The organism is Bacteroidia bacterium (genome assembly GCA_033391075.1).
Classification (GTDB): Bacteria; Bacteroidota; Bacteroidia; order J057; family J057; genus JAWPMV01.
Genome location: JAWPMV010000001.1, coordinates 4,727,238 through 4,741,703 on the forward strand (window position 1 = coordinate 4,727,238; position 14,466 = coordinate 4,741,703).

The 14,466-nt window shown below is 43.8% G+C and carries 6 protein-coding genes; 5 read left to right on the forward strand and 1 reads right to left on the reverse strand.

What is annotated here, in order from left to right; all coding sequences use genetic code 11:
* The first annotated feature begins 87 nt into the window (after positions 1-87).
* The 5 genes from R8P61_18810 to R8P61_18830 all read left to right on the forward strand — a co-directional run bounded on the left by R8P61_18810 (position 88) and on the right by R8P61_18830 (position 13,644).
* Positions 88-4,902: a PQQ-dependent sugar dehydrogenase gene (locus tag R8P61_18810; GenBank protein ID MDW3649127.1), complete on the forward strand. Its 4,815-nt coding sequence runs from the start codon at positions 88-90 to the stop codon at positions 4,900-4,902.
* Between the two features lie 754 nt (positions 4,903-5,656).
* Positions 5,657-9,001, forward strand: coding sequence for an RICIN domain-containing protein (locus tag R8P61_18815; protein MDW3649128.1), 3,345 nt, complete (start codon positions 5,657-5,659; stop codon positions 8,999-9,001).
* A 345-nt stretch (positions 9,002-9,346) separates the two neighbouring features.
* Complete coding sequence (locus R8P61_18820; GenBank protein ID MDW3649129.1) at positions 9,347-10,402, forward strand: T9SS type A sorting domain-containing protein; 1,056 nt, start codon at positions 9,347-9,349, stop codon at positions 10,400-10,402.
* A gap of 849 nt (positions 10,403-11,251) precedes the next feature.
* Positions 11,252-11,704, forward strand: coding sequence for a helix-turn-helix domain-containing protein (locus tag R8P61_18825; protein ID MDW3649130.1), 453 nt, complete (start codon positions 11,252-11,254; stop codon positions 11,702-11,704).
* A 134-nt stretch (positions 11,705-11,838) separates the two neighbouring features.
* Positions 11,839-13,644 carry a nucleoside transporter C-terminal domain-containing protein gene (locus R8P61_18830; GenBank protein MDW3649131.1) on the forward strand — a complete coding sequence of 602 codons (1,806 nt, stop codon included), beginning with the start codon at positions 11,839-11,841 and terminating at the stop codon, positions 13,642-13,644.
* On the opposite strand, the gene R8P61_18835 is transcribed toward R8P61_18830, so the two are convergent.
* The gene (locus tag R8P61_18835) at positions 13,607-14,455 is read right to left on the reverse strand and encodes an inositol monophosphatase family protein (GenBank protein ID MDW3649132.1); all 849 of its coding nucleotides are present in this window, start codon (positions 14,453-14,455) and stop codon (positions 13,607-13,609) included. The two genes, R8P61_18830 and R8P61_18835, sit on opposite strands and share 38 nt — an antisense overlap.
* Between the last annotated feature and the right edge of the window lie 11 nt (positions 14,456-14,466).

The following is a 14,466-nucleotide window of genomic DNA, read 5'->3' on the forward strand; positions in this document are numbered from 1 at the left end:
TTACTTTTAAGATGATCACATATACCAATTAGGTTTTAGCGTTATACTATTCTATAGATGGGGTTTATTAAAATAGGGAAGCTCAAGATGCTTCTTGTTCTCTTATTTGTCTCTGCTTCAGCTTTTACGCCACTTTTAATGCCGCCTCCGGGTCTGACTCAGGCCAAGGCAATCGGGAAATTCCTCAATGGCAATTTTCCCAGCAATGTTCCTACGGGAGCTGTTAATCTAAATCCTGCTTTTCCCAATATTAGTTTTGACAGCCCACTTACCTGGGCCACTCATCCCAATGACAATAAGATCTTTGTTGGCCAAAGAGATGGAAAGGTATTTTATTTTACGGATGATGAGAATGTCAATACCAAGACTTCCTTCATTGATTTGAGTTCAGAGGTCGGCATCGTGTGGGACGGAGGATTTCTCGGTTTCGCCTTTCACCCCAACTTTGGACAGGCAGGAGCGACTGGTAGGAACTACTTTTTCGTCTACTATTCTACTCCCGATATTAATGGGGTAAATGATAGTCCTACCCCTCAAAGGTGTCCGCAAGATGCCCTCTATGATGGTGCCTATCTGGTCTTACAACGCTATGAAGTTTTCGATGGAACCTTAAATGTTGACCTCAGCAAAACCATAGATATGTTTCGGGTCAGGCTGTACAATTCTACCCATAGAGGCGGGGGATTGGTTTTTGGTAATGATGGATTCCTCTACCTGACCACCGGAGATCAGGCTCAACATAGTACCTCCCAGAATCTAAGTACCAATCTGGACGGTGGAGTCCTACGCCTGGATGTAGATATGGACGCTACGAAAAGTCATGCCCCGACCTATTTAATGCCCAAAGATTTACCACGAGCACCGGATGAAACCAGTGGGAACGGCTATTTCATTCCCAATGATAATCCCTTCAATGGCCAGGCAAATGTCTTTGAAGAGTATTATACCATCGGACATAGAAATCCACACAGAATGACCAAGGACCGCCTTACCGGAACCATGTACATTGGTGAAATTGGTTCAAATAAACATGAAGAAATCAACATCGTTCAGAAAGGAAAGAACTATGGATGGCCCGTTTGGGAAGGCCCACAGGCACATAATGTCTGTACCAACCAACTCTATCCCGGTACGACCCATGAACTTCCCCTGACCGCATTTCCTCGATCAGTAGCAAACTCTATTACCGGAGGATATGTATATCGGGGTAGCGCCATACCTTCCCTTTACGGCAAATATATTTGTGGAGACTACGGCAATGGAGATGAAATTTGGTCCGTAGATACCGGAAGTGGGGCCTATACTCAATTGACAAGTACTAACGACCCTATCTCCTTCGGGGAGGATAAAAATGGAGAACTTTATGTGCTCCGTTTGGGCAACAATCGTCAATTGCTACGTTTGGAACAAGATGGAGGCAGCTTCAATCCGCCAGCTACCCTCTCAGCAACAGGAGCATTTTCAGATTTAGCTAATCTGACTCCCTCAGATGGAGTTATTCCTTATGGGATGTATGAATCTTTCTGGTCCGATGGCGCAATCAAAAAGCGTTGGCTAGCTATCCCGAATAATGGTAGCCATAATAATCCGGATGAGCAGATTGCCTATGAGGAAAATGGGGAATGGGTTTTCCCGGAAGGAGCTGTTTTGATTAAACATTTTGAGTTGCCGATAGACGAAAGTAATCCTTCGATTACGAAAAGGCTGGAAACTCGCTTTACCGTCATGACCAATACGGGGGAAATTTATGGCCTTAGCTATAAATGGCGAGCGGATAATTCGGATGCTGATCTTCTGAGCAGTAGTTTGGATGAAAATATTACAATAACGACCCCCTCTGGAACCCGTAACCAGACCTGGCATTATCCCAGCAGATCAGAATGTCTGACCTGCCACAATGATGCAGTTGGAGGGACTCTTGGTTTACGAACTCGTTACCTCAACAATAATATTACCTATCCGAGCACTGGTATAAATGCCAATCAACTGGTAACCTTTAGTGCCCTGGGCATAATTCCGGAAAGTATCACGGATGCAGATGTAGCCACTCTTCCCAGCAATGCCAGCCAGGGTGATCCCAATGCGGATCTTGAAACAAGAGCGCGTTCCTATCTGGATTTGAACTGTGGTTACTGCCACAGACCGGGAACAGGAAATAGAGCTGTCTTTGATGCCAGAATCAATACGCCGCTCTATCTCTCCAATCTATTCACTGATCAATTGAATCAGAGTCTCGGGATTCCGGGAGAAATGGTGATCAAAGCCGGCGATGTGAGTCGTTCCGTTTTGTACCAAAGATTGCATAGCAATGATCCCGCGATTATGATGCCTCCTTTAGCCAAAGGGGAAATAGATGAAGCTGGTTCGGCCCTCATAGCCGAGTGGATCGGCAATCTTGATCCGGAGACTACAGAAAATTGTGAGCCGACCAATGTCAGCCTCCACAAATCTGCTACTCAGTCCTCTACCTATCCATCCGCTACGTATAATTTCGATGCGTCCAATGCCATCGATGGAAATAATAATGGAGATGATGCCGATAATACCATCACGCACACCAATAATGAGGCGAATGCCTGGTGGGAAGTCGATTTGGGCGCTGTGTATACCCTCAGTGGTATAAAACTTTGGAACCGGACCGACTGCTGCGCCAATCGACTTTCCAATTTTTACGTCATCAGTTCTCCTGTACCTTTCACTTCTCAAAATCTCAATACGACCCTCGCTCAGGCAGGAGTAAGTTCCGTATTGTATAGTGGTACGGCTGGTAGAGAAAGCTTTATCGATATCAATGCAGATGCTCGCTATGTACGGGTTCAGTTGGCTGGAACGGGCATCCTGACCATCGCCGAAGCAGAAGTCATGGGATGTGCTGTTCAGGGTAATGGCCTGAGCGGAAATTATTTCGACAATAATGATTTCACTAATCCGGTCTTTGAAAGAGAGGATCCTGTCATCGATTTCAATTGGGGAACGGGCTCACCAGCCACGAGCATGGGCCCCAATGATTTCAGCATTCGCTGGAGTGGGTTTATAGATGTACCTACAACGGGCACATATACCTTTACCACCAATACGGATGATGGACTCAGGCTTTGGGTAGATGGAAAAATGATCCTGGATTTCTGGGTACCACAAGCTCCCACGGAAAGAGTCGCTACTATAGATCTGACTGGAGGTGAACGGGTAGCAGTAGAAATGGATTATTACGAAATCGGGGGTGGAGCTGTAGCGCAATTATCATGGGAAGGTCCCGGGATTGCTAAACAGATCATCCCTAATGCGAACCTATTCCCTGCTGCGAAACCAGCTTGTGATAATTTGAGCAATCTGGCTTTGGGAAAAGCGAGTCAACAATCTTCCCTCTTTTCCACCTATTCAGCAAATTTAGCTACGGATGGAAATATCAATACCTTTACACATACCCAAAGTGAAAACAATGCCTGGTGGCAAATCGATTTGGGTTCTGTCCAGAATATCGATCATATAAATATTGTCAATCGGACGGACTGCTGTCAGGCAAGACTAGATGATTATCACGTATTGGTTTCTGATGAAGCCTTTGTCTCTACCGACCTTAGTGCTAGCATTGCCCAGAGTGGAGTGAGTGATTTCCACGATCCTACCCACGACCCGGCAATAAGGCGTATTCCCGTAAAAAGAAGCGGAAGATATATCCGAGTCCAGTTGACTGGGACAAATTTCCTCCAGCTCGGAGAAGTAGAAATCATGGGTTGTGCTGTTGATCAGTCCCCGGACCTGAACTGTCCTCCTATTGATTTCACTGCCTATAACTTCCAAAGTTATGGCAGCAATCAGGACTTCGGTCAGGCGAGTTTGCAGGAAGAAGATGAAATTGTACGCCTTACTAATAATGCCTGGAAATACATTGATTTCACCTACACACTCACCGCCAATTCTGTTCTGTCTTTTGACTTCAGAAGTGATGTTCAAGGTGAGTTTGTAGCGATTGGAATGGATGATGACAATGGATGGAGCGCAGATAAAGCTTTCAAATTATACGGTACACAGAATGTCAATAATGACATAGAAGATTTCGAGGGCTATGCAGCTAATGCTTATCAGCACTATGAAATTCCCATTGGCCAGTATTACACAGGAGCTATGGATCGTTTATTCCTGATCATGGATCACGATGCAGCTCCCGGAAATGGAGATGCTTTCTTCAGAAATGTTTTGGTGTATGAAGACGAAAATGGAGATGGAAAATGTGATAGCGATAAAACCTTTACGATGAAAGCCTTCCTGGAAGGAGCCTACTACTCCCCCGATCAATTGATGGACGACTTTTATAGAACGGATGGAATTCTGGGGAATACAGATCCCTATGGACTCAATACGACCCTTGATCCGGCTGTACTCATTCCAACGGACCAAAATGCCATTGTGGATTGGGTGAAGATCGAATTGAGAGATGCAGCTGATCCGACTAATATATTAGCTGAGAAAGCTGCCCTTGTTCAGCGAGATGGGGATGTTGTTGATAAGGATGGAAATGCCCTGGTATTTTCCGGATTATCTGGCAATAGTTTCTATGTCGCCATCAAACATAGCAATCACCTGGGAGTCATGACGGCTACTGCATTGGATTTATCAGGAAGTCCGACCATAGATTTCACCTCCTCGGTATTTAGTGTCTATAGCATGGGAGGAGTAGCGCGGAAAAACGATAATGGTATCATGGTTCTCTGGGGCGGAGATGCAAATTCAGATGGAAACGTAAATGCCCTGGATAAGAACCTGCATTGGCTACCCCAGAATGGAAATCCTTTCAGCTATGGAAGCTCCACAGCAGATTTCAACCTGGATGGCATCATCAATGCAATTGATTTGAATTTCTACTGGAGGTTTAACAACTCTTTATCAGAGCAGATTCCCTAGTCAAAAAATCTTATACATCCATTTTCCTTAATAATCGGGATTCCTCTATGGAGGGTCCCGATTGTTTTTTAGGGCTAAAGTAGCGCTTTGCCTATCTATTCACCCCCTAAAAATGCCCATTAGTCCTAAATGCGAAGAATTACAGGTTTTCGTACTTATCTTCAACTAGATAAATCTTCTACTCGGCTTTGGGTCAAATACTAAGTTATATCTGCAAAGATCAGGGAGTATAGCATTCCCTACTTGCAGCTTTAAAGTCCCAGAAATAAAATTGAGTTGAGCAGCAGATAAGAGAGCATATATATTTAATTGAAAAACTTCGCGGACTAGCATAATAAGGGAATCTATATAAAACAGCTAGTTAGAACGCAGACTTTACCAGATAAGGAAAAATAAATGCAAAAGGTCTGATTTTTATCGGGGATTTTACATATCCTCAAGAGAGCAGATCTCCTAAATCTCTTTCATCTACATACCACACTTCGGCTAAGCGGCTAAAAAGTTAGTCAGCACATGCTTTCATTTTTACATTTTAAAGACAAAAATGTCAATTAACACACCCAAGTTGACCATTAGGGTATAATTACATTTTTGTACCACTTTTAGGAATTATTTTTGATAGGATATTTCTCCCAGCTGACAACATGAATAAACAGAAAAAACTTCTGTAAGATAAGAATCGATGCATAGAACCAGTACGCTGTTAAGATATTCCCTTTTAGGACTTCTAGTCTTGCTTTCCGCGTTCACTCCCATGATATTCGCTCCTGGCTTGAATACCCCTGAAGCCATAGGCCAATATCTCAACGGAGCCTTTCCCACAAAACTCACCTCTAGTGTAGAACTCGATGAGCCATTTACCAATGCCTCAATGAGTAACCTACTAGCCATTACTGCCGAGCCTTCGAGCACGCGCATGCACTTTATCACCAGAGATGGTGTATTTTATTGGTTGAGCAAGGATGGGAATGGATCTGATCAAACTACTTTCATGAATATCACGGGAAGAGTTTGGACAGGACAGGATTCGGGAGTATTAGGTATGGCTTTTCACCCGGATTTCAACAAATCGGGCAATCCTAATAGAAATTACTTCTATGTCTACTATGTAACCGAGTATGGAGGGGATGAATACATCCGCCTTTCTCGTTTTACCCGGACAGACGGAACCAATGTAGCGGATGAAAGCACAGAATTGATTCTTATCGAGCAGGTACTGGGACCGACCCTTCACAGAGGAGGTGGATTGCTTTTTGGCAATGATGGCTTCCTCTACCTGGCAATTGGAGATTTGGGTTGGATGACTCAGTCTCAAAACATCACCGACAGATTAGCAGGAGGTGTATTTAGAATTGATGTGGATATGCAGGGCGGAGGAGTCAGTCATCCGATCGTAAGAACCCTGGGAGATGCTGGTCAGGGAACCAGCCAGAATTACTACATCCCTAATGATAATCCTTTCGTAGGGCAGAGCGGTGTATTTGAAGAGTATTATACCCTCGGATGTCGTAACCCGCACAGAATGACTCTGGATGCGGCTACGGGTAATATCTATATCGGAAACGTAGGTTCAAACAGCGGATACATCCTCGAAGAAGTAAATGTAGTAGCTAGTGGTGCAAACTTCGGTTGGCCCTACAGAGAAGGCTCTACAGACAGGACAGATTTGATGACCAAACCCAGTCCATTGATTGGTACGGAAACAGATCCGATTCACCTCTATGATCACACAGGAGGTAATAACTGGATTTGTGGGGGATTCATTTACAGAGGTACTGCTTTTCCTGAATATTCGGGCTTCTACATTTTTGCTGACGGAAACAGCCGCAAGATATGGGCCATGGACATCAGTGGCACGCCTCCATTCACCAATAAAACCGAGATAGCTAATGGTCCGGGTACCTTCTATGGATTTGGACAGGATCAGGATGGAGAAATTTATATTGGTACCAATAGCCCACGTAAACTGGTACCAGGCATCAGTGGTTCAGGAATCATTCCTGACGGGGATTATTATATCAGAAATAGAAATAGCAATAAAGTATTGGGTGCTGCGGGAGGCGGAACAGGCAATGGCGTAAATACAGAGCAACAAACAGCCACCGGAGCTAGCAGCCAACAATGGAATGTTACCCATTTGGGAGGAGGAGAATTTAAAGTAGAGAATATAAATGCCGGAAAAGTCGCGGATGTACAAGGATTTGGAACTACAGATGGTTCCAATATACATCAATGGCAATATGGCGGAGGTAGCAATCAGAAATGGACCATCGAACATGAGGAAACAACCTTCTTCCGCCTCGTAGGCGTTGCAAGTGGGCTGGATATGGAAGTAGAAAATAGTTCGACTGCCGATGGAGCAAATATTGAAATAGGAAATCGAGAAAACAGTGGGCATTTCAACCAGCTTTGGGAATTCATCCCGGTAGGTTCTACAGATGGGATCACCCCAAATGTAACGATCCCGGCTACGCTTTCTGCAACGGGCGCTTTTTCAGACCTTAGCAATCTTACCCCTTCGACAGGAGTTTTACCCTATGATATGGTGACATCTCTGTGGTCAGACGGTGCAGATAAATATCGCTGGCTGGCGGTACCCAATGACGGGAGCTATAATACAGCTGCGGAAGACGTGGTTTGGTCAGAAGAAGGAGAATGGGATTTCCCTGAAGGAACTGTTTTCATCAAGCACTTCGAATTACCTACAGATGAAACAGACCCCCTCCAAATTCGCAAACTGGAAACTCGTTTTAGCATAAGAGGAGAAAATGGGTTCTATATGCTGAGCTATCGCTGGAGACCCGATGGTAGCGATGCAGATCTACTGGAGACTTCTTTCCAGGACAATATTACAATTACAGAATCCGGCGGCGGTACCCGTTCGCAAACCTGGTACTACCCCAGTCGTTCTGAATGTTTTGTTTGTCATACCGAAGCCTCAACCCGAGTACTAGGACCCAAGACTCGTCATCTAAATACAGATCAGCTTTATCCTTCAACTGGATTGACAGGAAATCAGATTGAGACATACAATCATATTGGTATGTTTGATCAAACTTTGAATGCAGGTGATATTCCTGGATTCCTGACAGCTGCAGCTATTGATGATGGTTCCGAATCTTTGGAAGATCGCGCAAGATCTTATCTGGATATCAACTGTAGCAGTTGCCACAGGCCCAATGGAGGTACACGGGCAAACTGGAATGGACTTCTTTCTGAAGATCTCGCCAATACCGATATCATCAATGGAGATGTAATTGAAGACCTCGGCATTAGTGGGGCCAAGATTGTAGTTCCCGGAGATACCAGCAAATCTGTACTTTATCAGCGTCTGAAGCAGGTAAATACAGGTACGGCTATGCCTCCTTTGGCCAAGAATGTAAGGCATGATGAAGGGGTTCAATTGGTGGGAGACTGGATCATGGCTATGGCCGCTCCTAAAATGAGCCTGAAAATCTTCCTCGAAGGTCCATATAACTCCGGAGCGGGAACCATGAGCGATGACCTCCGAGCTGGAAGCCTGTTGGGAACAACTGATCCTTACGGTCTAAGTACAGATGCAGCTGCCAATGCTTTCGATGCTACTAATGATGATGCAATTGTTGATTGGTTGAAGATAGAATTGCGGGATGAAAGTGATAATACCAGCATCATTGCAGAAAAAGCAGTCCTGCTACAAAAAGATGGAGACATTGTAGATAAAGACCTAAATAGCGAAATCGTATTTGATGGCGTTCCTGGAGGAAATTACTTCATCGTCATCAAGCACTACAATCACCTTGGGGTTATGACAGCTGCTGCCGTTGACCTGAGCAGTGCGCCTACCATCGACTTCTCCAATCCTGCTACTCCCGTATTCACTAGTGGGGGTGATGCCATGAATACGGTAAGCGGAGTTAGGGTCATGTGGAGTGGTGATTCTGACGGTAGCGGAGGAATCAATGCGATTGATAGAAACCTCTACTGGATTCCGGAGAATGGAGGCAGCTATACGTACGGTACTACTACCTCTGACTTCAACCTCAGTGGTACAGTCAATGCTATCGACATCAACATCTTCTGGAGGAACAACAACTCAAGAGTTGCTCAGCTTCCCTAAGTTTTAGATACAAGATCAAAAAGCGCCATTCTGGATTCAGAATGGCGCTTTTTGTTTTTATATGCTAATACAAATTTCTTCTTTATTTAGCCTGAACCCCTCCTCAATACCTCGCATATTCTCCAGGCAAAAATCTAGTACGAAACTTTAAAATATCCCCACTAGCCAAAGAGAACCGTTTATCCCTATATATCGCCCTTTCGTGTTAGATTTTTCCAAAAAGTGAAGAAATCCCAGTACTTTTATGCAGTTAATATGGGATAATTGATCTACCGGGGTATCCTTAACATCATAATACGCAATTGATACTTGTAAGATACCTCCCGGTATTTGAAAAAAAAGATAATGAATCGAATTCTACCCCTTATATTCGGATTTCTCCTAGCTTCAAGTAGTCTTTTTGGTCAAACGGTTTACAATCTTAGCTTCCTGAATGGTACTACCTCAGGTGGCCAGTTCTGTGTGGATATTTATATGTCCTTCGATGCTGCAGATGGATTGGGAACCAGCAACCTTTATTTTACTTTCGACAAAACTAATCTCTCAAGTCCTACCATTAGTACAGAAGAGCTCACAGGAGCGGGTGGTTATTCCACTCCGACCCTTACGACTCCTTCTGATGGAGTAGCTGCTTTCAATGTTGTGCTTAACAGTGCAGCAAACTCATTGGCTATTGGTAATACCGACACAAAAATTGCAACTATATGCTTTACAGCTGTAGATCTGGGTGCGGTCATGGAATTGACCTGGATTACTTCAGGGAGATTTGGAAGTATCGTATTCCTGGATGATGAAGCTACCCTGCTTAATCCTGGTTCTATGGTAAACTGGAATGGAGCTGTTTTTCCGGTTGAATGGCTGGACTTCACAGCTGAGCAGGAAGGTGGAGATGCTGTTCTTAATTGGGCAACTGCTACTGAGATCAACAATAAGAATTTTGAAATCGAAAGATCTGTTGATGGGCAAACATTCGAACTTATTGGTTCAACTCCTGGAAAAGGAAATACGCAATCAGTCAGCACCTATTCATATTTAGACAGAGGGGTAGGAAGCCTGGGTTTCAACAAGCTTTTTTACCGTCTTCGTCAGGTAGATTATGATGGTACATTTGAATACAGTCCTACGGTCGAACTAGGTATCTCAAGTGATAATCCTTTATCCATCATTGGCTACCCCAACCCTTTCAACGATAAACTTTCTATCCGCTTTTCCAGCATAGTAAGACAATCCTTGAGTATTGAGGTAGTAAATGCATTGGGACAAAAGATGTATGATACGACCAGCTCCGAGATTGAAGGAGAACTAAACATTGACGTTACAGACTGGGCAGAGGGTGTGTACTACCTCTCAATCACCAGTCCAAGACATAGAGAAGTCTATAAGATTCTCAAAGAAATTTAGTACTTATGTTTGAAATTGAAACCGGTATTCTTCGGGATACCGGTTTTTTTATGTCCGAATTCCAGGTAAAAATTCGAAGGGTAAAAAAGCCATTTCCTAAGGATCTGGCATTGCTTGCAAAAGGCCAATCTTTCAACAAAATTTAAAAATATTGACTTGCCTAAACCAAAGTCGAATTTTGTACAACTTTTCACCCGGCCGAAGATGATTCCCTATTTCCGAATGGAGCTGCACATTTCAGCCGGAAATACACATACAAATCAGCAGAAGCCCGCAAAATAAAAGCCAATCCCGCACAGCCTGTACTCATGGCTTAGCTCTCTATGCATCAGTATTAATATGGATTTGGCAAGGAAGAAAAAGAGTCATTGTCAAACAAGATTAAACAAGCTGATGTCAATTTAATGGCATATCTCCCTGATCATATCAAGAAGAAACCGGTCTTTTGGAAGTCCTGAACTACCATCTACTCAAAGGGTCAAATCAAGCTTTGACTCAGAGTAAATCGCTTATTGCAGGTATATAGCGGTATGAGCCAGAGGTAAAAAAATTCTCCAAATATGTTCAAGAATCCTCACAGATTCCTAAAAGAGAGCCATTTGGAGCCCTAAGAATGTCTATCCAGCATCATACTCCCCCTTTGGCCTAGATACAAAAGGCATACTTTAGCTAATCTTATTTGGATTTGCAGGTTTAGTGCTTTCAGATGATGGACTTATCCAGAAAAATCCTATTTTGCCTTCAAATTGGAAATCATTAAAAATAACCGGACTGGGCACAACCCAGCATGAACTATTTATTGACTCAAGGAATCGATCAGTGAACCAGTCTCGGCAAAAATGAGGCACCATGTCGGAAACGCTACAAGGAAATTTACTCAAGGAGGAAGAACGCTCTGGTTTAATCGCCATGCGTCGAAAACGGGGATTAGGAATCCGCACCAGGAACAGAATTCACATTCTACTCCTGCTGGATGAGGGCCTCGGTCCCCGAAAGATTCAGAAGAAATTGAAGGTATCCAGCTCAACAATCTGGCAAGTACGCAATAAGTACTTCCAAAGAGGATGGGAGCAAACCGTTATTGGACACAAACCCAAAGGACGAAAAGCTAGCATTCCTGAATCCGTAAAACAGAAAATCGTGGAGATTCATGAGCAAGAACAACACCTGAGCCTGAGGGCCATTGCCAAAAAGGCTGAGGCTGAAGGGATCATCAAATCAATTTCGCATGAAAAGGTCAGGAAAATCCTGAAAGAACGTGCGGAAAATATCAAAAAGGGCAAAAAGCCATCGGATACATAGTCCCCGGAAGATATTTTCTGATAAAGCACTGCGAGGATTCGAAATTTGCCTAGAAAGTACTAGCTTTAAGGGATTTTGGCTTTCCTCTTGTGGATAGCCATTTTTGTTAAAGGCATTCACTATTGAAAGCTACTATGAATCCCAGGCACTATATCTATTTTCTAGCAGGTTTATTCCTACTACTCTCTTCATCTGATCTCAAAGCTCAGGCCAATCCGGATCTGATCTTTGACTGGAAAATTATATCCTATGATGAAGCAAATTCCAGCTCTTCCAAAAAGATTGGACTTGAAGATTATTTGAGCCTGAAGGAAGATGGAAGTTTCAGTTTGGAAATTGTTGCTGATAGTACTGTAGAAAGTGGGAAATGGGAATTAAGCGGAGATAGCCTTCACCTTTATTACGAATTGATCCCTATTGTAAGTGGAATAGATTCACTCGTTTATCAAGCTCAGGCCAATGAGCCCAGCCTGATCTTCTTTAAAGAAGGACAAGAGATTGCCAGACAGGATGTATCCGGCCTCAATTCAAAAAGACGTAGCCAACATTTTGCCCTGAGTTTTGATGAACGTACAAATCCCATCCTTACAAGCAGTACACTTGAAATCAAACTGGGGGGGAGAGCTACTTTCATACAATCAGAATTTTCTTTCCTCGATATCCTCAGAGGCATATTTGGAATTTTTATCCTGCTGGGAATTTGCTGGCTCTTTAGTAGTAACCGAAAGAAGATAGACTGGAAACTGGTCGCTGCCGGTATAGGACTGCAATTGGTCTTTGCCCTTTTGCTTAAAGTTCCATTTGTCAATGACCTCTTCCGCTATGTAGCAGATATATTTGTAACCGTATTGAACTTTACCCAGGCAGGCTCCAGTTTCCTATTCCTGGATTTAGTTGACATTCCCAAATCCGGCTACATCTTTGCTTTTCAGGTCTTACCAATCATCATATTCTTTTCGGCTTTAACCTCTTTACTTTACTATCTAGGCATCCTTCAACGCATTGTATATCTTTTTGCGGTAATCATGAGTAAGACCATGAGATTGTCAGGAGCAGAAAGTACAGCCGCAGCGGGAAATATCTTCATTGGTCAGACAGAGGCACCTTTATTGGTAAAGCCTTATCTCGCAAAAATGACCCGTTCGGAAATCATGTCTTTGATGACGGGGGGAATGGCTACTATCGCAGGTAGTGTATTCGGAGCCTATATTGGATACCTGGGAGGGGCTGATCCCGAACAACAACTGGAATTTGCTCGACATCTGCTAACGGCATCTATTATGTCTGCACCAGCCGCTTTAGTAGCAGCCAAGATGCTGGTTCCGGAAACAGAGGAGATCAATAGAGACCTCATGATTCCCAAAGACAGAATAGGAAATAATATTCTGGATGCAATCACCAATGGAGCGACAGATGGATTGAAATTGGCGGTGAATGTGGCAGTTATGCTACTGGTATTTATAGCTATGATCAAGGCCGTCAACTTCCTATTTGCAGATGTGATTGGATACTATACCGGACTTAATGAATGGGTAGCTTCTTCTACGGATGGCAAGTTCCAGGCCTTTAGTTTGGAATATGTATTTGGCCTCTTTCTGGCCCCTATTGCCTGGGTTGTAGGTGTTCCTACAGATGATATCATGGTGATCGGTCAGCTTTTCGGAGAAAAAACCATAGCCAGTGAATTTGTGGCCTATGCATCTCTAGGGGAAATGAAAGCTGCGGGTCAGATCGTCCATTATAAATCCTTGATCATAGCCACCTATGCTCTTTGTGGATTTGCCAACTTTGCCTCAATCGGAATTCAGATTGGAGGAATCGGAGCACTTGCGCCCAATCAGCGAAAAACGCTTTCAGAGTTAGGAGTAAAATCGATGGTAGGAGGTACGATCGCTGCCTTTATTACAGCTGTGTTGGCGGGAATGTTGATCTATCTCTAGGTTTTACTTTGGTGATGATCCAATCCAGCTTCTCAATCAGCTCCGAATAATGTTCAGGAGCACAAACCAGGTAGCCAAAGCCTTCATCGTCTTTGTTGATTTGCAATTCTTCGCCCGTCAAATGGCAAAGTTTTAACCCCAGTTCTTCGAGGATTACTTTTCCCGGTGCCCAATCCCAGGCTCCGATGGAACGATTGAGAGAGATAAGCACATCGACTTTCCCCTCAACAAAATCAATACACTTGGAACCAATCCCACCTGTAGGGATAATCTGACTTTCTTTTGCCCCTAAGCTGTCATACATACGTCTCAGGGTGCCGGTCATATATCGGCGATGGTTCGCATATTTCAATTCGCCCCAGTCTTTCTTAGGCAAGGACAAAATGTGATGCTTTTGGCTTTGGGTTTGCCAGTATACCCCTTCTCCCTTTATGCTATATACCATGACATCCCGCAAGGGGTCATAAACCACTCCTATCTTGAGCTGGTCAAATTGTTCGTAATACGCACATTGAAAAGTAAAACCGGACTTTCCCCGAAAATACCCGTGGGTTCCATCTAATTCATCAACAATAAAGCCACAGCGTTGAGGATAGAGGAGTTTACCCCGGGTTTCTTCGGTGAGTAGGCTGCAATCGGGATATTTTTTCTGAATCTTCTCGCAGACTCTTCTGCTTATCTCCAGATCAACTTCCGTAACTATGCTGCCATCTGGTTTGGGAAAAGCATGTATTTCACCCCCCCAGTATCGAAGCATAATCGAACCGGCCATACGGGCGAGGGATTGCAAAAACTCAAGTTTTGCTTGCATAAAAATCCCGA

Bases quoted from the DNA above. Each gene is read 5' to 3' on its own strand.
- R8P61_18835 (MDW3649132.1), bottom strand. From the start codon at position 14,455: ATGCAAGCAAAACTTGAGTTTTTGCAATCCCTCGCCCGTATGGCCGGT.
- R8P61_18830 (MDW3649131.1), top strand. From the start codon at position 11,839: ATGAATCCCAGGCACTATATCTATTTTCTAGCAGGTTTATTCCTACTA.
- R8P61_18815 (MDW3649128.1), top strand. From the start codon at position 5,657: ATGATATTCGCTCCTGGCTTGAATACCCCTGAAGCCATAGGCCAATAT.
- R8P61_18810 (MDW3649127.1), top strand. From the start codon at position 88: ATGCTTCTTGTTCTCTTATTTGTCTCTGCTTCAGCTTTTACGCCACTT.
- R8P61_18825 (MDW3649130.1), top strand. From the start codon at position 11,252: ATGTCGGAAACGCTACAAGGAAATTTACTCAAGGAGGAAGAACGCTCT.
- R8P61_18820 (MDW3649129.1), top strand. From the start codon at position 9,347: ATGAATCGAATTCTACCCCTTATATTCGGATTTCTCCTAGCTTCAAGT.